At 50.1% G+C, this 20,754-nt stretch carries 18 protein-coding genes and 1 other RNA gene; 11 read left to right on the top strand and 8 right to left on the bottom strand.

The window, feature by feature from the left end; all coding sequences use genetic code 11:
- Positions 1-38: 38 nt before the first annotated feature.
- Positions 39-1,373 (bottom strand): signal recognition particle protein, encoded by a 1,335-nt coding sequence (ffh, locus tag CHB92_RS06720; protein WP_089318416.1) that lies wholly within the window; start codon positions 1,371-1,373, stop codon positions 39-41.
- Between the two features lie 250 nt (positions 1,374-1,623).
- On the opposite strand from ffh, the gene CHB92_RS06715 reads away from it, so the two are divergent.
- The 4 genes from CHB92_RS06715 to CHB92_RS06700 all read left to right on the top strand — a co-directional run bounded on the left by CHB92_RS06715 (position 1,624) and on the right by CHB92_RS06700 (position 7,720).
- Positions 1,624-2,949 carry a glycosyltransferase family 4 protein gene (locus CHB92_RS06715; protein WP_089318415.1) on the top strand — a complete coding sequence of 442 codons (1,326 nt, stop codon included), beginning with the start codon at positions 1,624-1,626 and terminating at the stop codon, positions 2,947-2,949.
- A gap of 503 nt (positions 2,950-3,452) precedes the next feature.
- On the top strand, positions 3,453-4,472 hold the full coding sequence (gene pseB, locus CHB92_RS06710; RefSeq protein WP_089318414.1) for a UDP-N-acetylglucosamine 4,6-dehydratase (inverting): 1,020 nt from the start codon (positions 3,453-3,455) through the stop codon (positions 4,470-4,472).
- A 358-nt stretch (positions 4,473-4,830) separates the two neighbouring features.
- Positions 4,831-6,108 carry a hypothetical protein gene (locus CHB92_RS06705; RefSeq protein WP_089318413.1) on the top strand — a complete coding sequence of 426 codons (1,278 nt, stop codon included), beginning with the start codon at positions 4,831-4,833 and terminating at the stop codon, positions 6,106-6,108.
- 124 nt (positions 6,109-6,232) lie between these two features.
- Positions 6,233-7,720 (top strand): lipopolysaccharide biosynthesis protein, encoded by a 1,488-nt coding sequence (locus CHB92_RS06700; RefSeq protein WP_089318412.1) that lies wholly within the window; start codon positions 6,233-6,235, stop codon positions 7,718-7,720.
- A 31-nt stretch (positions 7,721-7,751) separates the two neighbouring features.
- Here CHB92_RS06700 and CHB92_RS06695 read toward each other — a convergent pair whose 3' ends face one another.
- Complete coding sequence (locus CHB92_RS06695) at positions 7,752-8,879, bottom strand: DegT/DnrJ/EryC1/StrS family aminotransferase (RefSeq protein WP_089318411.1); 1,128 nt, start codon at positions 8,877-8,879, stop codon at positions 7,752-7,754.
- A 152-nt stretch (positions 8,880-9,031) separates the two neighbouring features.
- Between CHB92_RS06695 and CHB92_RS06690 the strand changes: the two genes are divergently transcribed.
- On the top strand, positions 9,032-9,685 hold the full coding sequence (locus CHB92_RS06690; protein WP_089318410.1) for a hypothetical protein: 654 nt from the start codon (positions 9,032-9,034) through the stop codon (positions 9,683-9,685).
- 108 nt (positions 9,686-9,793) lie between these two features.
- Here CHB92_RS06690 and CHB92_RS06685 read toward each other — a convergent pair whose 3' ends face one another.
- The 4 genes from CHB92_RS06685 to ffs form a co-directional block, all read right to left on the bottom strand.
- The gene (locus CHB92_RS06685; protein ID WP_089318409.1) at positions 9,794-10,504 is read right to left on the bottom strand and encodes a cell division ATP-binding protein FtsE; all 711 of its coding nucleotides are present in this window, start codon (positions 10,502-10,504) and stop codon (positions 9,794-9,796) included.
- Positions 10,505-10,510: 6 nt separating this feature from the next.
- The gene (locus tag CHB92_RS06680; protein ID WP_089318408.1) at positions 10,511-10,714 is read right to left on the bottom strand and encodes a fructose-6-phosphate aldolase; all 204 of its coding nucleotides are present in this window, start codon (positions 10,712-10,714) and stop codon (positions 10,511-10,513) included.
- A 106-nt stretch (positions 10,715-10,820) separates the two neighbouring features.
- Positions 10,821-11,477, bottom strand: a complete 657-nt coding sequence (fsa, locus tag CHB92_RS06675; RefSeq protein ID WP_089318407.1) for a fructose-6-phosphate aldolase — start codon at positions 11,475-11,477, stop codon at positions 10,821-10,823.
- A gap of 111 nt (positions 11,478-11,588) precedes the next feature.
- An RNA gene (gene ffs / locus CHB92_RS06670) (signal recognition particle sRNA small type) lies at positions 11,589-11,688 on the bottom strand.
- A gap of 294 nt (positions 11,689-11,982) precedes the next feature.
- Between ffs and guaA the strand changes: the two genes are divergently transcribed.
- From guaA to CHB92_RS06645, 5 genes are all read left to right on the top strand, one after another.
- Entirely contained in the window at positions 11,983-13,512 is a 1,530-nt protein-coding gene (gene guaA, locus CHB92_RS06665; RefSeq protein ID WP_089318406.1) for a glutamine-hydrolyzing GMP synthase, read from the top strand.
- A gap of 95 nt (positions 13,513-13,607) precedes the next feature.
- On the top strand, positions 13,608-15,302 hold the full coding sequence (locus tag CHB92_RS06660; RefSeq protein WP_089318405.1) for an ABC transporter substrate-binding protein: 1,695 nt from the start codon (positions 13,608-13,610) through the stop codon (positions 15,300-15,302).
- A gap of 28 nt (positions 15,303-15,330) precedes the next feature.
- Positions 15,331-16,632: a glutamate-1-semialdehyde 2,1-aminomutase gene (gene hemL / locus CHB92_RS06655; protein ID WP_089318404.1), complete on the top strand. Its 1,302-nt coding sequence runs from the start codon at positions 15,331-15,333 to the stop codon at positions 16,630-16,632.
- Positions 16,633-16,774: 142 nt separating this feature from the next.
- Entirely contained in the window at positions 16,775-17,311 is a 537-nt protein-coding gene (gene dcd / locus CHB92_RS06650; protein ID WP_089318403.1) for a dCTP deaminase, read from the top strand.
- Positions 17,312-17,506: 195 nt separating this feature from the next.
- Positions 17,507-18,010, top strand: a complete 504-nt coding sequence (locus CHB92_RS06645; RefSeq protein ID WP_089318402.1) for a hypothetical protein — start codon at positions 17,507-17,509, stop codon at positions 18,008-18,010.
- 85 nt (positions 18,011-18,095) lie between these two features.
- Here the strand turns inward: CHB92_RS06645 and gldC are convergent, their stop codons facing one another.
- Positions 18,096-18,437, bottom strand: coding sequence for a gliding motility protein GldC (gene gldC, locus CHB92_RS06640; RefSeq protein WP_089318401.1), 342 nt, complete (start codon positions 18,435-18,437; stop codon positions 18,096-18,098).
- A 74-nt stretch (positions 18,438-18,511) separates the two neighbouring features.
- Here gldC and CHB92_RS06635 point away from each other — a divergent pair, with 74 nt between their 5' ends.
- Entirely contained in the window at positions 18,512-19,573 is a 1,062-nt protein-coding gene (locus tag CHB92_RS06635; protein WP_144266279.1) for an endonuclease/exonuclease/phosphatase family protein, read from the top strand.
- A 50-nt stretch (positions 19,574-19,623) separates the two neighbouring features.
- Here the strand turns inward: CHB92_RS06635 and dnaN are convergent, their stop codons facing one another.
- Positions 19,624-20,748 (bottom strand): DNA polymerase III subunit beta, encoded by a 1,125-nt coding sequence (dnaN, locus tag CHB92_RS06630; RefSeq protein WP_089318399.1) that lies wholly within the window; start codon positions 20,746-20,748, stop codon positions 19,624-19,626.
- Positions 20,749-20,754 lie beyond the last annotated feature (6 nt).

Here is a 20,754-nt window from a genome sequence, read left to right as displayed (position 1 = left end):
GAAAAAGAACGGACCTTTATTTTATAAAGCACAGGAAATTAGCGTTTCATCATGTTGGCCAGGTTGCCTAGGCCGCCGCGCTTGCCAGCCATCTTGTTCATCGAGCGCATCATCTTACGCATGTCGTTGAACTGCTTCATCAGGTTGTTTACCTGTTGCAAGTCTGTTCCGCTACCTTTTGCAATACGTGCACGTCGGCTACCGCTTATGGCATCCGGGTTCTCACGCTCATAAGGAGTCATGGACTTGATGATCGCCTCTATCGGTTTAAATGCGTTCTCATCGATCTCTACATCCTTCAAAGCCTTGCCAACCCCCGGGATCATGCCTACCAGATCCTTGATGTCACCCATCTTCTTGATCTGCTCCAGCTGCGTCAGGAAGTCATCGAAGTTGAACTGGTTCTTACGGATCTTCTTGTTGATACGCTTCGCCTCATCCTCGTCAAAAGCCTGCTGCGCACGCTCTACCAGGGAGATCACGTCACCCATACCCAAAATACGCTGGGCCATACGATCCGGGTAGAACAGGTCAAGAGCCTCCATCTTCTCACCAGTCGAAATGAACTTGATCGGCTTCTCCACCACGGCACGAATAGAAAGGGCAGCACCACCACGCGAATCACCGTCCAGCTTGGTTAGCACCACGCCGTCGAAGTTAATGCGCTCGTTAAAGGTCTTGGCAGTGTTCACCGCATCCTGACCTGTCATAGAGTCTACCACAAACAAGGTCTCAGATGGATTGATCGCCTTCTTTATCTCCTCGATCTCTTTCATCATCGCCTCGTCCACGGCCAAACGACCGGCGGTATCGATTATGACTACTTTCTTATGTGTTTTCTTGGCATGCTCGATCGCATTGAGGGCAATCTGTACCGGGTTCTTGTTCTCCGGCTCAGTATAGGCCTCTACGCCTACCTGCTGGGCTAGCACCTGCAGCTGATTGATCGCCGCCGGACGGTACACGTCGCAGGCAGCTACCATCACAGAACGACCCTGCTTTTTGATATAGCTGGCCAGTTTACCCGTAAAAGTTGTTTTACCTGAACCTTGCAGACCGGAGATAAGAATAACAGCCGGGTCACCTTTCAGGTTGATGTCCTGCTTTTGTCCACCCATTAACTCGGTTAGCTCCTCATGCACGATCTTCACCATTAGCTGGCCTGGCGATACCGCGATCAAGACGTCACGGCCCATGGCCTCATCCTTGATCTTGTCTGTTACAGACTTGGCTACTTTATAGTTTACGTCGGCATCCACCAGGGCACGGCGCACCTCTTTAATGGTAGTCGCTACGTTAATTTCCGTAATGCTTCCCTGGCCTTTCAGCGTTTTAAAGGCACGGTCTAATTTGTTACTTAAATTATCAAACATCTCTTTTTCTGGGTTTACCTACAAAAATAAGCAATTACTCTATTATTTACGAATAAGAGCCTTCGAATTCCGGACAGAAGCTGGAGCGCTAAAGTTCAAAGAGAGAAGCATCTGCTAACTGGTGTAAAGCACGCCTTACTATAATTCTTACGATAACGTTGCTATAGGCTGTTACTTCCTGCATAACGGCATTTGCTGCATACCGTAAGAATATTTCTATCTTTGAAATACAAGCAAAGCCAAGAATACTTTGAAAAAAGACGATAATACAAACCTTTTATATATTTCCTATTACTGGCCCCCGTCTGGCGGCCCGGGCGTACAGCGCGGCCTGAAGTTCTGCAAGTATCTGCCTCAGTTCCAGGTGCAGCCTACGGTGCTGACCGTAGATGAAAAGCAGGCCTCCTACCCTCTTCTTGACCCTACCTTTGAGCAGGAAGTACCCAAGGGGCTACAAGTATACCGCACCGCTACCTCTGAACCCTTTGAGTACTACAAAAAGCTCTCCGGTAAGAAAGAAATCCCTTTCAGTGGTTTTGCCAATCAGAAGACAGAGGATACCTTTCTGGACAAAGTGTTTAAGTTTGTGCGGGGTAACCTCTTTATTCCGGATGCAAGGGTGGGCTGGAACAAGCATGCCCTTAAAAAGGCGGATGAGCTGTTGCGGCAAGGCAACTACAAGGCCATTCTCACCACCAGCCCGCCACACTCCAGCCAATTGATTGGCCTGAAGCTAAAAAAGAAGTACAATCTGCCCTGGATTGCCGACCTCCGCGACCCCTGGACGAACATTCACTATTATGATCAGCTCCATCATACAACCCTAGCTAAGCGCCTGGACGAGAAATATGAGCGGCAGGTATTGGAGCAGGCCGATGCGATCATCGTGACAAGTGAGGACACGAAGCGTCTCTTCCTCAACAAGCCCGTGACCCTGGACGTGGACAAAATCCATGTCATCCCGAATGGCTATGATGAGGATGACTTCAAGTACCCATCCCAGCCCCCGAAAGACACGTTTTTGATCACGTACACGGGCACCATCACAGAGAGCTATAACATCGATGTTTTTCTGAAGGTAATGGCGCACCTGATGTCCGTGCACAGTGAGATCAACTATAAGCTTCGCTTCGTGGGGCAGGTCTCGGATGGTTTGAAGAAAAGAATTGAAAAAGCCGGGGTGCTAGGCATCACGGAGTTCATCCCTTACGTGCCGCACCAGGAGGCCATCAGGTACCTGATGGAAAGCACGATTCTGCTATTAGCTATAGCAGATGTACCCATTGTTTACTCCAACGTTCCGGGGAAACTGTTTGAGTACCTGGCCTCTAACAAACACATTGTCTGCCTGGGGCCCGTACACTCTGATACCGACCATATTATTGACGAGTGTGGGGCAGGACGCCTTTTCCATTATACGGCTTATGACGTTATGTTGGATCACATGACGCAGACCAGCAAGGCCTGGAAAATCAATCCAAACCTCGACCTGCCGTATATCAACCACAAACGCTTCTCACGCCGGGCACTTTCTGAGGAGTTAGCAAAGGTGATAAAACAACTAGTAAATAACTGACATACAAACAGTAAAAGTGTTGCCACACTTGCTTTACAGGCTTTGGTTACGTAAATCCAGAAGAAAAAAGAGCTCTTATAAAAGGAAAAAGTAAGGAAAAACCAGTTATGGAACCTATCCTCTATTCCGAAAGGCTTGCCCTCCCTTTTTAGCCTGTTTACAGGTAACTGTTCTTCATCCTGTATAGCCCACTTGCTTAACCACAGCATAAAAAAGCAAGTACCAGAACATCAACAGCGGTATGGTTTACCCTTAACAATGTAAAGGCCTACATTTTCCTATGTCTGTATAACTTCCTCCGCTCCCCCTACCCCATCCAGCCTAGCCATTCAGGGTTTGCTCCCTATACTTTACGGCTAGTGCTTAAAGGTCCGGGGAAGAGCACCAGCAATATATCCTCATCGGCACTTTAGCCACAACAGGCTCGTTATTCGGCGTGGAAACGTGTAACTTGCACCCTCAAGAGAAGGGTTTACAATAGTATACGAAGCAACAAATGACACATGGCCTTAGACCTGAGCAATAAGTCTATTCTTGTAACTGGCGGCACAGGGTCGTCAGGAAAAAAGTTTGTTGAAATGGTGTATGAACGCTTTCCCGATGTGCAGCGCCTGGTGATTTACTCGCGCGATGAAATGAAGCAGTACGAAATGTCTCAGGCATTCTCACAGACCAAGTATCACTCTATCCAATACTTTATAGGCGATGTACGCGACGGAGACCGTCTGAAGCGCGCCTGTGAAGGAATAGACATTATCGTACATGCCGCCGCGATGAAGCAAGTACCAGCTGCTGAATACAATGCAATTGAGTGTATCAAGACAAACATCCTAGGTGCTGAAAATGTGATTAACGCAGCGCTGGACACGGGTGTGCGGGAGGTTGTGGCACTGTCTACCGATAAAGCTGCTGCCCCCACTAGTCTTTATGGCGCTACCAAGCTTTGCTCTGATAAGTTGTTTGTAGCCGCTAATAACATGAAAGGCAAGCGCGATATACGCTTCTCGGTAGTGCGCTACGGTAATGTAATTGGCTCCCGCGGCTCCGTAGTCCCCTTCTTTTTATCGAAAAGGTCAGAGGCCGTTCTGCCCATTACTCACCCGGAGATGACACGTTTTAATATTTCACTGAAGGAAGGAGTAGAGCTTGTGTTCCATGCACTGGAGAATCATTGGGGTGGTGAGATTTTCGTACCCAAGATACCTTCTTACCGCATCACGGATATGGCCAAAGCCATAGGACCAAACTGCAGGCAGGAAATCGTGGGCATCCGTCCAGGAGAGAAATTGCACGAGGAAATGATAACGGAGACAGACTCTCTGAATACGGTAGAGCTAGATAAGTATTATGTTATTTTACCTTCCACCCCTATCTGGTCACCTGCAGAGTTTCTGAAAGCGCACAAGGGCAAAATGGTGGAGATGGGCTTTAAGTACAACTCTGACACGAACAAAGATTGGCTATCAGTCGAGCAATTGCGTGCCGAAATCCGACAGCACGTAGACGCTGGGTTTTCAGTTTAAACTGCTATGTGCTAAAGCAGGGAAAATTACTGGAAGCCCCCCTTTTGCCTAACACTTTGATTGAACTACAGAATTGCTTAAGCCATAACTTTATTACCGATCCATCAGCGAGACCTCTTTACCAGAACTAAACTGAGGACGCGTACTTCTAGAAGTTACAATTCCTACAGCATTACACAAGCAGTAAGGAATGGGGAGTAGCAGGAAGCGTATAAGACTCAGCTAAGCCGTTAAAACAGCAGGGCGTTCCGAGTAACAAGCCTCCCGGCCCTGTCCCTCCACGTCCGGGTACTGCAGGGCAAAAGATAAACAAGATGCAGAGGTTAGAAAACCAGTTAACAAACACTTAGAACAGCACATGAAGGATACTCTTGCCCTCTACCGTAATATTCTCTATCGGCCCTATTTGGACGCTTTCTACAACCTGCCGGAAAGTGTTAAAAGTATGATCTCTCCTCGTAAGCCCCTTTTTCGGTTTTTCAGAATGGCAGGTTATACTTTTTTACGTCTAATTGGAAACCTGTTTGAGACGGTAGAGCATCCGGAGAAGTTAAAGGGGAAAGTCTGGTTGTACGTTGTTAGCCAAAACAATTATGACAGCTTAAAGTTTATCGCCGATACCCTGCCTGAGACTGTTTTAGTAGCCGGGCAGAACAAGGATATCGGAAAGTACCATAATGTGGTGGAACGGATTTCGCTACGCCGCAAGATATTGTACTACTATAAGTTTCCGTACCTGCTCTTTCAGTTCTTAAAAAGAAGGCCGGAAATTACCCTCCGATTTGTGGATGTGCTCTATGATGCTGTGGGCTTTTATGAAGTGTATCATCAGAAGCTTCAACAGTTTAAACCTGCAGCCATTGTGTTTGCCAATGACCACAACCCCGACGCACGTGCCATGTTACTAGCTGCAAAAGCACTTGGCATCAAGACCGCTTATGTTCAGCATGCCAGCGTATCTACCACCTTCCCCCCTCTTCAGTTTGACTTAAGCCTGCTGGAGGGTCAGGACTCTTTAGACAAGTACATTGAATGCGGCCCTATTACCGGGGAAGTAAAACTAATAGGCATGCCAAAAGCTGACGCTTTTGTGTCAGCGCGCAACCGTAACAGAACGATACGGACCATTGGCATTGGCGCAAGCCTCTTAGACTTAATAGAAGAGCTGGAGAAATTGACAAGAAAGCTCTCCAACTGCTTACCTGAAGTCAGAATCATTGTCCGGCCGCACCCCCGCGATAAGCGAGACTTCACGTATCTGCAGAGCATAGCACCTACTGTTTCCATTTCAGATAGCAGCAAAGAACCAACATTCGAATACCTGCAACACCTGGATGTAATGATTAGCAGTAATTCCAGCGTTCACCTGGAAGCTGTCCTGATGAACGTTTGGTCCATCTACTATAACTTTAACTCCATCGAGCCGCTGCATGACGTCTATGGATATGTAGCGCAGGGCTTGGTAGAGGCTATATCAACACCTGAAAAACTATGCGACATGCTGACTGCACGCCTACAGGATAAGCCGGACGTTTTCTTGCGGGCCAGGTACTACAATGCCACAGTGGGTACTCCTTATGACGGGAAAAGCAGTGAACTAGCCCTACAGCACATTGCTAATTTTACTTCCCAGTAGGATGCTTATAGCAGCGTATGCGCCCTCATAACTAAGTTTAACCAGTTCCTATGCCTCTTCTAGCTCTATTCTCCTTCTCCTATATGCTTTAAATAAGCTACCTTTACAATTCTGAGTTTTTTTAATGAGTAGGACATTACAGCGCGAAGGCATCTGGAACACGGCTATCTCCTATGCCGGAATCTTAATCGGGTATGTGAACACCATTCTGCTATTTCCAAACTTCCTGGATGAAGCAGAGGTCGGTCTTACCCGTTTGCTGCTGTCTATCTCGGTGATGTATGCGCAGTTCTCGGCGCTGGGTTTCGTGAACATGAGCGTGCGCTACTTTCCGTACTTTCGGGATAAAGAAAAGCAGCACAATGGTTTTCTGTTTCTGCTGCTCTCGGTGCCCCTCCTTGGGTTTGTACTGAGCACGGTCCTTTATCTGCTGTTTAAGCCGGTCATTGTCGACTATTACATAGAGAACTCCCCGCTCATCATCGACTATTATTATTACCTGATTCCGCTGGCGCTGTTCACCCTGCTGTTTAACATGTTTACAGCTTACCTGCGGTCTCTGTACAAAACCATTGTCTCCTCTTTCGTGCAGGACTTTCTGCTACGCCTCCTTACGACCCTGTTGATAAGTGTTTACGCGCTAGGGGAAATGGACTTTCAGACCTTTGTACTGCTGTACGTGGCTGTAAACTGCGTGGGCGCTCTCGTGCTGGTCGTCTACGTTATATGGCTAAAGCAATTATTTGTCAGGCCCTCTGTGACCGTGTTCAGCATCATCCCTCTTAAGGAGGTCTTTTACTATGGCCTTTTCACGTTTTTTGGCAACATCTCCACCACCATCATCACGACGGTAGACCAGGTGATGATCTCCTCCTACAGCCTGGCCGCCAATGGTATTTATACCACGGCTTTTTTTATGACCAGTGCTATACTGGTACCGGGCAAATCTATCCTGAAGATTGCCCATCCTCAGGTAGCAGAGTTCTGGAAGGAAAATAACCTGACCGGCATGAAAAAGCTGTACCAGGACGTGACGATGATTAACCTGATTGTAGGGATACTGCTCTTTATCGGCATTTGGGCAAATATTGACAACCTGTATGAGTTTATGCCTGAGAGTTATCGTAGTGGCAAATACGTGGTGTTATTTTTAGCCATCGCCAGATTGGTAGACCTGGCCACCAGCCTGAACGGGGCTATACTCGCTACGTCTGAAAAGTACAGGTGGGACCTGAGCTTTAACCTGGTACTGGCAGCCCTTACCATCTGGACCAACTGGTACTTTATACCGCGCTACGGCATCGAAGGTGCTGCCTTGGCTTCTATGATCTCCCTGGTCTCTATGAACCTGCTCCGGCTCTTTTTTGTGCAAATCATCTATAAGATTCAGCCCTTTACCTGGCGTGCCCTGGCTATTACCGTGATCGGGGTCGTGTCGCTTGGGGTGTCCTACCTGGTGCCCTATCTCGGGAACGTTTTCCTGGATATCCTGGTGCGCTCTCTTCTCCTGATCTCTGTCTATGCTGCCCTCGCCCTCAACCTGAACATCTACCCTGAGATGAATGCCTGGCTGCGCAAGGTGATCTATGGCCTTACGGGTTGGAAGCTATAGGGAGGGATAACAAGAACAATAAATCCTCTTGTCAAGCATTTTGCTTAACATAAGTTTTCACATGCTGACAAATATAGGCTAACTGGTCCTCCTTCAGACCGGCGTGCAAGGGCAAGGACAGCAGTGACTGGCTCAAACTTTCGGCAACAGGAAAGTCTCCCGGCTGGTAGCCCACATAAGCAAAGTTATTGTTTCGGTGTAAGGGCTGCGGATAATACACTACACTGGGCACAAAATTATCGCGGAGGTACTGCTGCAAGCCGTCCCGTAATTTAGAGGGTACCTTAATCGTATATTGCTGATACACCCGGTTGCTTTCTGGAGACACCGCCGATACCTGCACCTTTGCAACTTCCGCAAAGGCACGGTCATAAAAGGCAACCACCTTCTTTCTCCCCTCGTGGTATTCGGTTAGATACTTCATCTTCACATCCAGCAGGGCAGCCTGTAAGTTCTCCAGTTTCGCATCGGCCACCAGACCAGCGGCTCCTGTCTGGTCGTAGCGCAACAGATTGGCAGCTTTCTCCGCCAGGCTTTTGTCCTTTATGAGTAATGCCCCACCATCCCCTACGCCACCAAAAGGCTTTGCAGAGAAGAAGGAAGTAATCCCCATATGTCCGATAGAACCCGCCTGCCGCACCTGCTCACCCCTTCTCTTAAACGTAGCCCCCAGGGCCTGTGTAGCATCTTCTACTACGTATAGCTGATGTTGCTGCGCGAAGGCCATGATCGCATCCATATCGGCACACTGCCCAAACAAATGCACCGGTACGATCACAGCGGTAGCAGCAGTTGTGGCCCTCTCTACCGCTACCGGGTCAAGGGTAAAGGTATCTGGCAGCACGTCTGCAAACACAGGCAGCAGCCCTAACCTGGACACTACCTCTGCCCCGGCTTCGTAGCTGAATGCAGGCAGGATAACCTCTGCCCCGGCTTTTAAATCTAAGGTTAAAAGGGCTAACTGCAGCGCAGCAACACCACTGGCACAGGGTATGGCCAAGGGCACCTGCAAATACTGCTGCAGGGTTTGGGCGAACTGCTGTAGGTGTGGTCCGTCCTCAAAAGCCAGTTGCTCCATTACGGTACTGAACGCTGCATCCAGCTCTGGCTTGTGCTTCGCATACAGGGCCTTCTCGTCAGCCATTTTGATGTCTTCCATTTGCGATGGTAGCTGTGTAGGGCAAAGGTAAGCAATACCCTTACAAAACAAGCTCTTATCGTTTTTTGCTACCTCCCGATGGGCTGCAGATCAGAGGACGAAACCCAGCCCTAGTGGCACCGTTACAAACACTGTAACAAACCTATGTAGCTATGTTTCGGAAAACCAGCACCCTGTTATTGGCTTTGTGCCTGTCCTTTCTGTTCGCCTGCAACAACGAAGAGGACCAGGCGGTAATCGAAAGAGAAGCGGCCTATACTGCGTATAAAGACTTTGTGGCGACTTTTGAACAGGACTCACTCACAGAGGTAGAACTACGGGCCTTGCAACAGTCCATAGAAGATGATTCGCGGTGGGAAACAGAGTCGGCAGAGATTGACCAGCAGTTTTTGGAGCGCAAGGGCCGCGTGATAGAGAACCTGGGCGACTACAGCCCAGAGCAACAGGAAGAAATAGCGAACCTGGAGGAGCGGTATAACCTGGCCAAACAACGGCGGCAACAGCAGTACGAAGAGGCCGGCATGCGCTATGCTTTACTGGGTGTCCCGGTCATAAACCCGGACCTGAGCAACATCACGACCGAAAATATCGCCGATACCTACGAGCGCTTTACCTCTACCTTGGCCGATAATGCAGCAAATTACGAGGGACGCGAGTGGGAGATGGTGGAAGGCTGGTGGAATTCGCTTAACAATCGCTACCAAGCCCTGTTGACAGAACTTTCAGCAGCAGAACTGAGCACCATTGAACAAGCGCAGGACCGTTACCTGGAACTACGCGAGCAATACTATCCCCCTAATCAGTAAACCTCAGGTTCATAAAAAAACCTGTGCCAGCTTCCGCTACAACAGGCTTAACTGGGTTGTACCAACTGAAATATCCAAAAAGAGGATAGACAAGCTTAGGAAACTGCTCTAAAAACCAGTAACTAAGCCGAACTCCTCTACCTGTGAGTCCAACACTTTTCCATGCTCGCACTTGAGCACACGTTTAGGGTAGCGGTGAATGATCTCGTAGTTGTGGGTAGCCATGAGAACAGCCGTACCGCTCCGGTTGATTTCCATAAACAACTGCATGATGCCGTCAGCCACTATAGGGTCGAGGTTACCGGTAGGTTCATCGGCAAAAAGAATAACCGGCTCATTGAGCAGGGCACGCGCAATGACGATGCGTTGCTGCTCTCCGCCGGAAAGCTGGTGGGGCATTTTTGAGGCGGCGGCATCTAAGCCTACCCGCATCAGCACCTCGGAAATGCGCTGCTTTATCCTGGACTTGTCCTGCCAGCCTGTTGCACGCAACACGAAGCTTAGGTTTTCAGCCACAGTGCGGTCAAACAATAGTTGGAAGTCCTGGAAAATGATGCCCACTTTACGGCGCAGGTAGGGCACCTGCTTGCGGGGAAGCTTGTTCAGCTTAAAGTCAGCCACAGCCGCCACACCCGATAACAGGGGCAAATCGGCGTACAGGGTCTTCAGCAAAGAGCTTTTTCCGCTTCCGGTGCGGCCCACCAGGTACACGAAATCTCCTTTGTCAATATCAAAGCTCACGTTGCTCAACACCGTATTGACGTCCTGGTAAACGGCAACATCGCGCAGCGACACCACCGGGGAAGAAGAAAAACTCATAAGTACTTAAATTTCTAATTTCTGGAGTTTGCCAAACTCCAGGGACTCAATCACAGCTGCCAGCGCCTCCTCTTTCCCTTCCAGCCCGTAGCGGTCCAGGTTTTTGAGCGGCCGGTCGGCTCTAAAATAGGCAATCAACACAAAATTGTTGTCGCGCAGTTGTATATAATCCGGGATTTTGGCCTTTCCCTTCACTTTAACGATGTACATTTCCTCTAATTATGAATTAGAATTTAGAAATTATGAATCAGGAATTACAGGCCATACTTTTAGGGCCTCATCTTCCCAATTCATAATTTTAATTCATAATTAAGTTTTACTTGTTGCCTTTGGCGTGGTCGGCCAGGAACTTCTCCAGTCCACTATCCGTCAGAGGGTGCTTCAACAAGCCTGTGATCACAGAAAGCGGGCAGGTAACCACGTCTGCACCAAGCTCGGCGCACTGCACCAGGTGCATGACATGACGCACAGAAGCAGCCAGCACTTGTGTCTGATAACCGTAGTTGCTATAAATGTTCACGATCTGCTCGATCAGCGCCAATCCGTCTGTTGCGATGTCGTCCAGGCGACCGATGAAAGGAGACACGTACGTAGCGCCTGCTTTAGCAGCCAGCAGGGCTTGCCCAGCCGTAAACACAAGTGTACAATTTGTCTTGATGCCTTTTTCGCTGAAGTAACGGATAGCTTTCACACCATCACGGATCATAGGCACTTTCACCACAATGTTCGAGTGCAGTTCGGCCAGGGCCTCCCCTTCACGAATAATGGTATCATAGTCTGTAGCGATTACCTCTGCGCTGATGTCGCCGTCCACGATCTCGCATATCTTTTTGTAATGCGCCATGATGTTATCGTGGCCCGTGATGCCTTCTTTGGCCATCAGCGATGGATTGGTGGTAACGCCATCCAGTACACCTAGGTCGTGTGCTTCCTGGATATCCTGCAGATTTGCAGTGTCGATAAAGAATTTCATAATGCTTAGGATGTAGTGAAATATCTCTACAAATCTAACGCATTAATTGAGATTCCGGAAGGTAATAGCAGGAAATTTGGGAAAAGGCGTAAAGCCTGAGGGAAGGGCAAAAAAAGTGGCAAGCCGAACATCGCGCCGCTCAACCACCTACCCTTGCTACCTTCCGGTCCTGGGGGAGTTCGGCGGGAGCTGGCCGTGCCGGCTTGCCGATACAAAAGTAAGAAACATCTCTTACAATACAAACTTCAGCCACAAAAAAGATGGGCTTCAGGGCGACCCAAACGGCTACCCCCAAGAAGCCAGGCAATTAGGTAAAAAGATTTTTTCCTGCCGCTCCCCCTTTGCTGCTGTACCTGATACCATGTTTCTGAAGCGACAGGCAGGAAGAAACTTCAACGGCAACATCATCTGCCCCTGTGCCCGACACTGCGCCCATGCCTTCCTAGCCTACAGCATATCTTTAAATAAAATTGCCTCATACCGCTAAACTACCTTACCTTTGCGCATGCCAGAAAAAATTCTCATCCTCGATTTCGGCTCACAGTACACCCAGCTAATTGCCAGACGGGTGCGTGAGCTAAACGTATATTGCGAGATATACCCGTTTAACAACGCCCCTGCCCTGACAGAAGACGTGAAGGGCGTTATCCTATCGGGCAGCCCCTGCTCAGTGCGCGATCCGGAGTACCCCACGTTAGATTTAAGCCAGTACCTTGGCAAGCTACCCGTATTGGGGGTTTGTTATGGCGCCCAGCTGATGGCCCATGAGCATGGCGGCGAGGTTACCCCTTCTACCATCCGGGAGTATGGCCGCGCCCGCCTGAACGAAGTACACAGCCAGGACCGCCTGTTCAAAGAGCTGACGATTGGCTCTGTGGTGTGGATGTCGCACGGCGACACGATCAAAGAGATCCCGGCTAATTTCGAGGTAATCGCCAGCACCGAGAGCGTGCGGGTGGCTGCCTATAAGCTGAAAGGCCAGGAAACCTACGGAATCCAGTTCCACCCGGAGGTAACCCATTCCGAAGAAGGCAAAATCCTGCTTCGCAACTTTGTGGTACACATCTGCGATTGCCAGCAGGACTGGACAGCTGAGCAGTTTGTGGAAGGCACTGTGGCCGCTCTGCAGGAGCAATTAGGCAACGATAAAGTAGTGCTGGGCCTCTCCGGCGGCGTAGATTCCAGCGTGGCGGCCATGTTGATCCATCATGCGATTGGCAAGAACCTGTACTGTATTTTCGTAGACAATGGCTTGCTGCGCAAAGACGAGTTCGAGACCGTGCTGGATTCTTACAAGCACATGGGCCTGAACGTGAAAGGTGTAGACGCCAAGGATAAGTTTTACTCTGCCCTGGCAGGCTTAACAGACCCGGAACTGAAGCGCAAGGCAATCGGCCGCGTGTTTATCGAAGTGTTTGATGAGGAGGCCCATAAAATTGAGAATGTGAAGTGGCTGGCGCAGGGCACCATCTACCCCGACGTGATCGAGTCCATGAGCGTGAACGGACCTTCTGCCACCATCAAGTCGCACCACAACGTGGGCGGGCTTCCTGATTTTATGAAACTGAAGGTGGTGGAGCCGCTTAAAACACTTTTCAAAGACGAAGTGCGTTTAGTAGGTAGAACCCTGAAGATAGAAGACACGATTTTAGGGCGTCACCCTTTCCCTGGTCCTGGCCTGGCCATCCGCATCCTGGGCGATATTACGCCGCAGAAAGTACATGTGCTGCAGCAGGTAGACCACATCTTTATCAGTAACCTGAAAAAGTCAGGATTGTATGACGATGTATGGCAGGCAGGTGCTATTCTCACACCAGTGCAGTCAGTAGGCGTGATGGGGGACGAGCGTACGTATGAGAATGTAGTGGCCCTACGCGCCGTAACCAGTATCGACGGCATGACAGCCGACTGGTGCCGCTTACCGTATGAGTTCCTGGCAGACGTATCGAACGAGATCATAAACAAAGTAAAAGGCGTAAACCGCGTGGTCTACGATATCAGCTCTAAACCACCGGCCACGATTGAGTGGGAGTAATTTTTGACAAATGAAAGTTAAGACAAAGGATAAAGGGCTTTAAGATTTAGACGCAAGCCTTTTGTCCTTTGTCTTTTGCCGTATATAAGAATAGTATGAACAGAAGCTTTTGGAAGAATGTAGCGGGGGTGCTGCTCTTAGGAGCACTCGCCTTGCCGGCACAGGCACAAATACAGGATCCGGCCACCACCTACAGCAATGGCAAAGTGTTGCTGCAACAGCAGCGCTACGAGCAGGCCATGGCCGAATTACTGCCCCTTACCGATAATTCGCGCTACGCGCCGGAAGCTTCTTACCTTTATGCCCTGGCAGCACTCCACAACCATAAGCCGGAGAAGGCTTATGACATGCTGCTGCAACTGCAAAACCAGCATCCGAACTGGGAGGGCATGGCCGATGCGGACTACCTGCTGGCAAACGTGCTGTTTGAGCAGGGTGCTTACGAACGGGCGCTCAGCAAACTGCAGGAACTGAAAGGAAGCTCGCTCGAAAACGATGCGGAGAACCTGAAGCGCTATTACCTGACCCGGGTGGACAGGCCAACCTATGAGCAACTGTTAAAACGCTTCGACTCAGACAAAACGGTAGCCCAGGTGTACGCGGATAAGCTGATCGGGGGCTGGTACCGCCCGCAGGACCGGCAGGCGCTGGAGAGCATCGTCACGCACTTTGACCTGGATCGTGACCGCTACCTGAGCAAGAAAGCGCTGAGCAACCAGGGCGTAAACGTAGCACTGCTCCTTCCTTTCCAGTTAGACCAGGACCTGCAACAGGTAGCGCGCAAGAGTCAGTTTGTGACCGATATGTACGCCGGCATTAAGCTGGCGCAGGACTCCCTGCAGAAACAGGGTATCAACGTGAACCTCTTCACCTACGACACCAGTGCGGACACCATGAGTGTAAAGCGCGTACTGGAGATGCCGGAACTGCAGCAAATGGACCTGCTGATCGGTCCCATTTACAAGTCAACAGCCAGGGTAGCAGGACGCTTTGCCGAGAAAAAAGGAATTAACGTGATCAATCCCCTGTCGCAAGACCTGGATATGGCGAAAGGCAATAAGAACGTGCTCCTGTTCGAGTCTTCCCTTGCCACACAGGCCCGACAGGCCGCGACCTACGCCTTCCAGAACTTTTCTCCGAAGACGGCCGCTGTTCTCTTCGAAAACACAAAAGACGACACCACCTTTGCCTACCACTACAAGCAGCAGTTCCAGAAGCTAGGCGGCAAGGTAAGAACTTATAAGAAGCTTAACTCTGAACAGACCTCAGCTACCTCAGAAGCCTTTACGAAGCTGAACCTGCAGGACATAGGCCATGTCGCTGTTTTCTCGGATAAGATGACGGCTGCCGTGAACGCAACCAGCCTGCTGCAAAGCAAAGCCCCTACTCTGCCGCTGATCACCTACGATAAGTGGCTGGACATTAACCAAATTACCCTGCAGCAGCTTGACAACCTGGAGGTTTACTTTGTCAGCCCGAAGTACATCGACAAGACCTCTTTGGCTTATAAGCAGTTCCGTAAAAAGTATATCAGCAAGTACAACCTGCCACCCTCGGTGTATGCCTACGCGGGCTTTGAAATGCTGTATTACTTCGGGCAGCTCCTGCAGCAATACGGGCCGCAGTTTAACCAGCAACTGATGCTTACCGGCATTGCCCCTGGCGTGCTTTATTCCGGTTTGGGCTATACAGACCATGCTGCGCGCGATGAGTTGCGCACCGACAACCAATATGTTCCCATTACAAAGCTGGATAACCTGCAGCTGGTTGTGGTGAACCCGGTTTTTTAAATGACATTTACTCAGAAGAAGAATACTTATGACGCAAGCACCTGCTAGTAACGAGCTCTTTCAACGGGCACAGAAAAGTATCCCGGGTGGGGTTAACTCGCCCGTGCGCGCCTTCAGAGCCGTAGGCGGCAATCCCCGCTTTATGGTTTCCGCGAAAGGCCCGTACCTGTACGACGAAGACGGCAACCGCTATGTAGAATTCATCAACTCCTGGGGCCCGATGATTCTGGGCCATGCTGCAGAGGTGGTAAACGAAGCCGTACAGAAAGCAATCCCGAATTCTCTCTCCTTTGGTGCTCCCACACGCCGGGAGATCGAGATTGCCGAGCTGATCGTGAGCATGGTACCGAGCATTGAGAAAGTGCGCATGGTGAATTCCGGTACGGAGGCGACCATGTCGGCTATACGGGTAGCCCGCGGCTTTACAGGCCGCGATAAGATCATTAAGTTTGAAGGGAACTACCATGGGCACGGAGACTCCTTCCTGATTGCGGCGGGTAGCGGGGCCATCACTTTAGGGGTTCCAGACAGCCCCGGTGTCACCAAAGGCACTGCCCAGGATACCCTCACAGCCCCTTACAATAGCCTGGATGCCGTCAAAGCCCTGGTGGACGCCAACAAGGATCAGGTAGCCGCTATCATCCTGGAGCCTGTTGCCGGCAATATGGGGCTGGTGACACCACAGCAAGGCTTCCTGCAAGGCTTACGGGACCTGTGTGATCAGGAGGGCATCGTCCTGATCTTCGACGAGGTGATGACAGGCTTCCGGCTTGCTGCAGGGGGTGCCCAGGAACTATACGGCGTAACTCCGGACATGAGCACCCTGGGCAAGATCATCGGGGGCGGTATGCCGGTGGGGGCCTACGGCGGCAAAAAAGAGATCATGGACTTTGTAGCCCCTGCTGGCCCGGTGTACCAGGCAGGCACCCTCTCCGGCAACCCTATCGCCATGGCGGCGGGCATGGCCATGCTCACTTATCTGAAAGAGCACCAGGAAGTTTATACAGACCTGGAGAAAACAACCAACAGTATCGTTGCCGGTATAAAGCAGAACATGCAGCAGCTAGGGTTAAACTACACCATCAATCAGGTAGGCTCTATGTTCAGCCTGTTCTTTACCGAGCAGCCGGTGGTGGACTTTGAGACGGCCAAGACATCTGATACAGCGCTTTTTGGCCGCTACTTTAACTCCATGCTGGAGAAAGGTATTTACCTGGCCCCATCGCAGTACGAGGCCCTTTTCGTGTCTACTGCCATAAGCGGTGACCTGGTAGACCAGTTTGTGCAGGCGAACTACGAAGCCCTGCAGGAAGCGCATAACAACAAATAAGCTACTGAAACTTGGAAGAGAGCGGCAGGGCCTGGTAAAGGTGCTGCCGCTTTTACTTTAAAAGAAGCTGGAGAAAGGCGCCTGTTTCTTTTTCCTGAAATCAGTAGATTTGCCTACTTTTACAGGTACATACCACCCACCCATGATTTTAACAGACAAGCAGATTTTAGAGGAGATAGAGAAAGGCACCATCCTGGTAGAGCCCTTTAACCGGGATTGCCTGGGCACCAACTCTTACGACGTACACTTGGGCCGTTACCTGGCCACATATAAAGATGAGGTGCTGGACGCCCGCAAACATAACGAAATCGAGGTGTTTGACATACCGGAAGAAGGATATGTGCTGGAGCCAGGCCGCTTGTACCTGGGTGTGACCCTGGAATACACCGAAACACATGCCCATGTACCTTTCCTAGAGGGGAAATCAAGTGTGGGGCGCCTGGGCATAGACATACACGCCACCGCCGGCAAGGGCGACGTAGGCTTCTGCAATACCTGGACGCTTGAAATATCGGTGTCCATGCCTGTAAGAGTGTATTACGGGATGCCAATTGGCCAGCTGATCTATTTTGAAGTAAAGGGCGGAATCGAAAACTATTACAACAAAAAGGAAAACGCAAAGTACAACCACCGCACCATCACCCCTGTCGAGTCGATGATGTGGAAGAATAAGTGGTAGATTAGCTAAAACATTCCGTATAACACTACAAAAAGCCGGTTTGCCAGCGCAAGCCGGCTTTTTGGCTTAATACTTGCACTATATTATATAGCTTATTACAAATTTTAGGCGTTAGCGGAATCATTAAAAAAAACGCTACGTTATATATGTAAGGAGATAAGAAACCGTTAAAACTAGAGAAAGAAAGGAAAAGCTATGAAAAAGGCATTGTTAATAACTTGCGTGATGTGTGGGAGTATTCTTTCAGCGTCAGCAAGCGGAAATAAAAAGATCACCGAAAATAAAAATAAGAAGACTGCTACCGTAACAAAGAAAGCCGCTGCGGTGGTAGAGAACAGGGCCAACCATTTATCGGATCAAATGATCCGGGAACTGGGCCTGAACAACTACCAGTCCCGTAAAGTGCGGGAAATAAACATGGAGGTAGTGGCTCAGAAGATGGCCGTAGAGCAGGAGTTCGCGGGCAACCAGGCCTTGATCGAAGAGAAGTGCAAAGCAATCTGTGATGTGCGCGACCGGGAACTGGAGGACGTGCTGAGTACCAGACAGTACAACACCTATTTCGGTAACCGACCAGCTTACAACCAGGTTGAGCAGGAGTTTATGGCTAATCTGGCCAAACAAAATAAAACGCAGGAGATAGCTACCTCTACAGATAGTAAGTCAGCTAACTCCGAGAATACCATAACGCTGAACTAGCGTAAACCATTTGGCAGTAGCCATGCTAAAACAAGAGGGCCGCTTTTATTAGTAAAAGCGGCCCTCTTGTTTTAGCATTCCTTGCTTAGGAGTTTCCTTTCTTTTGCTCCTCCTCAATGTGCTTCATCAGTTCTTCGCACAAATCGCGCATCTTCTTCGCCATCACGTTATCACTTGTGGCTGTGGCAAGGCTTTGGGCCATCGCCCCAATGGTATCCACGTAGAAGTACTTCATCTCGTCCACCGGCATGTCCTTCGTCCAAAGGTCGATCTTCATGGTGCCGTTCTCATCACGGTCCCACAGTGAGATGTTGATGGCTTTGGCGAAGTGAATCTTCTCCCCCGCGTCCGTCGCACGCCAGCTGATGGCCTCCGGTACATGCTTGTCATCCAGGGCGATGCTAAAATATATTTCAGACTTCTTCATATTTCAATATTAAACTTTATTGTATCGTAATCTCGTAATATGCTTAAGTATTTATGTATGTACAAAGTTACGCGATGCGCCACGGAATAAAAACTCTCTGCCTTCTTTTTACCCTTATCGTCCTGGTAGGCTGTTCCCGGCTCCCCTTAACGAGTAAGAAAAGTAAGCTATACACCATAGGGTTTTACAACACAGAAAACCTTTTTGATACGGAAGACGACGCACAGACAGTCGATGAGGCCTTTACCCCCGGGGGAGAAAGGAACTGGACAGAGGAACGCTACCAGGCAAAGCTAAAGGGCGTCGCTAAGGTAATAGCAGGCTTAGGCGGCAAGGGAGGCCCCGCCCTCGTAGGCCTAAGTGAAGTGGAAAACAAGCAGGTGCTGCAGGACCTGATCAACACCGCTCCCCTGGATAAGTATGATTACAGCATCATCCACCAAGACTCTCCTGATCCGCAGGGCCTGGATGTCGCTCTCTTGTATAAGCCAAAAGTCTTTACCCCTACTGCCACCGAAAGCATCCCTATCGATTTTGAAGAACAGGGCTTCAGCTCCCGGGATATCTTGAAAGTACAGGGAGAACTGCGGGGGGAGCCGTTGACGGTGTATGTGAATCACTGGCCATCTGAAGGCCGAAACCGCAGCGGGCGGCCGGAGGATAGCCGCCTAAGAGCAGCAGCCACTACCCTTCGCCAACAGATCGAAGCGCAGCGGGCAACGGACGAAAACAGCAAGATCATCGTGCTGGGTGACTTTAACGCAGAGCCCAAGTCTGCTGTGCTGGAGCAGGTCCTGCAGGCGACTGGCCGCCCCAACCCATACTACACCCAAGAGCTCTTTAACACGACTTACCTGCCCTTTGTGAATGGGCTCGGCACCTACGCCAACAGGGGTAACTTGCAGATGCTGGACCAGGTGCTGATCTCCAAATCCTTGCTCGATGACAAGCCGGGACTGCAGTACGTGCGTGGCTCTGCCAACGTGTATGCCCCGGAAGAAGCAAAGTACCTGTTCGGCAAGTACAAGGACACGCCTATCCGCACCTATGCCGATAACCTCTATATTGGAGGCTACAGCGACCATTTCCCGGTATACATCCAACTACAGGAAAAGAAGCAAAGGAAAGCACTATAAGCAAAAAGGGAGGCCATGGCCTCCCTTTTTGCTTATTCGTTTCTTAGGTGTTACACGTAGTTGTTCAGCATAACGGGCATTACCAGCATCAGCACGTTCTCGTTCTCCTCGTTTACGATTGGCATCAGTAAACCCGCACGGTTCGGGGTAGAAAGCTCAAACGTAATCTCGTCAGAATCCAGGTTGTTCAGCATTTCCATCAGGAACTTCGCATTGAAGCCGATCTCCATGTCCTCTCCGTCATACTGGCAGTTCAGGCGCTCGTTCGCCTCGTTCGAGAAGTCCAAGTCTTCGGCAGAAACGTGCATTTCAGATCCTGTAAGTTTCAGGCGGATCTGGTGCGTAGTTTTGTTAGAGTAGATAGAGATACGCTTCACAGAGCTTAACAGATCCGACCGGTCAATCACCAGCTTGTTCGGGTTCTGCACTGGAATTACGTTCTCATAGTCCGGATAGCGCTCATCGATCAGACGGCAGATCATGCGGATGTTGTCGAAGCTGAAGAAAGCGTTGGATTGGTTAAACTCCATGCGCACGGCAGTAGCCTCTGTCGGCAAAGTCGACTTGAGTAGGGTGAAGGCCTTACGCGGAATGATCAGCGACGCCTCCTGTGCAGTGCCCAGGTCTGTACGGCGGTAGCGTAGCAGGCGGTGTCCGTCCGTGGCTACAAACGTCACATTATTGCTGCGCAGTTGCACGAAAATACCTGTCATGGCCGGACGGAGCTCATCGTTGCTCACCGCAAAGATGGTCTTGTTAATAGCTCTTGCCAGCACATTAGAAGGGATCTCGATGGCGCTGCCACCCTGTACCACTGGTACACGCGGGAAGTCAGTCGCATTCTCCCCAGACAGCTTATAACGGCCGTTTGAAGAGCTGATCTCGATCGTATACGTTTCCTCATCAATGGTAAAGGTTACCGGCTGGTCTGGCAGGTTCTTCAGAGTCTCCAGCAAGATCTTGGCAGGGGCGGCAATACGGCCGCTCTCCTTTGCCTCTACCTGCAGCTCTGTAATCATGGAAGTCTCCAGGTCACTGGCTGTGATGGTGAGGGTACTGTTGTTGATCTCGAACAGGAAGTTCTCCAAAATGGGCACCACCGGGTTATTGGTGACTACCCCGTTTATGCTGGATAACTGCTTCAGTAGCGCAGATGAAGAGACGATAAATTTCATTATATG

It is taken from the genome of Pontibacter ummariensis, from assembly GCF_900188175.1.
GTDB classification, from domain to species: Bacteria; Bacteroidota; Bacteroidia; order Cytophagales; family Hymenobacteraceae; genus Pontibacter; species Pontibacter ummariensis.
This window is presented reverse-complemented; position numbering and strand designations above follow the sequence as displayed.

Excerpts from the sequence above, each read along its gene's own strand:
- CHB92_RS06680 (WP_089318408.1), bottom strand. The coding sequence starts at position 10,714 with ATGTACATCGTTAAAGTGAAGGGAAAGGCCAAAATCCCGGATTATATA.
- CHB92_RS06635 (WP_144266279.1), top strand. The coding sequence starts at position 18,512 with ATGCGCCACGGAATAAAAACTCTCTGCCTTCTTTTTACCCTTATCGTC.
- CHB92_RS06705 (WP_089318413.1), top strand. The coding sequence starts at position 4,831 with ATGAAGGATACTCTTGCCCTCTACCGTAATATTCTCTATCGGCCCTAT.
- CHB92_RS06690 (WP_089318410.1), top strand. The coding sequence starts at position 9,032 with ATGTTTCGGAAAACCAGCACCCTGTTATTGGCTTTGTGCCTGTCCTTT.
- gldC (WP_089318401.1), bottom strand. The coding sequence starts at position 18,437 with ATGAAGAAGTCTGAAATATATTTTAGCATCGCCCTGGATGACAAGCAT.
- CHB92_RS06660 (WP_089318405.1), top strand. The coding sequence starts at position 13,608 with ATGAACAGAAGCTTTTGGAAGAATGTAGCGGGGGTGCTGCTCTTAGGA.
- fsa (WP_089318407.1), bottom strand. The coding sequence starts at position 11,477 with ATGAAATTCTTTATCGACACTGCAAATCTGCAGGATATCCAGGAAGCA.
- CHB92_RS06645 (WP_089318402.1), top strand. The coding sequence starts at position 17,507 with ATGAAAAAGGCATTGTTAATAACTTGCGTGATGTGTGGGAGTATTCTT.
- dnaN (WP_089318399.1), bottom strand. The coding sequence starts at position 20,748 with ATGAAATTTATCGTCTCTTCATCTGCGCTACTGAAGCAGTTATCCAGC.
- CHB92_RS06700 (WP_089318412.1), top strand. The coding sequence starts at position 6,233 with ATGAGTAGGACATTACAGCGCGAAGGCATCTGGAACACGGCTATCTCC.
- dcd (WP_089318403.1), top strand. The coding sequence starts at position 16,775 with ATGATTTTAACAGACAAGCAGATTTTAGAGGAGATAGAGAAAGGCACC.
- CHB92_RS06695 (WP_089318411.1), bottom strand. The coding sequence starts at position 8,879 with ATGGAAGACATCAAAATGGCTGACGAGAAGGCCCTGTATGCGAAGCAC.
- guaA (WP_089318406.1), top strand. The coding sequence starts at position 11,983 with ATGCCAGAAAAAATTCTCATCCTCGATTTCGGCTCACAGTACACCCAG.
- pseB (WP_089318414.1), top strand. The coding sequence starts at position 3,453 with ATGGCCTTAGACCTGAGCAATAAGTCTATTCTTGTAACTGGCGGCACA.
- ffh (WP_089318416.1), bottom strand. The coding sequence starts at position 1,373 with ATGTTTGATAATTTAAGTAACAAATTAGACCGTGCCTTTAAAACGCTG.
- hemL (WP_089318404.1), top strand. The coding sequence starts at position 15,331 with ATGACGCAAGCACCTGCTAGTAACGAGCTCTTTCAACGGGCACAGAAA.
- CHB92_RS06685 (WP_089318409.1), bottom strand. The coding sequence starts at position 10,504 with ATGAGTTTTTCTTCTTCCCCGGTGGTGTCGCTGCGCGATGTTGCCGTT.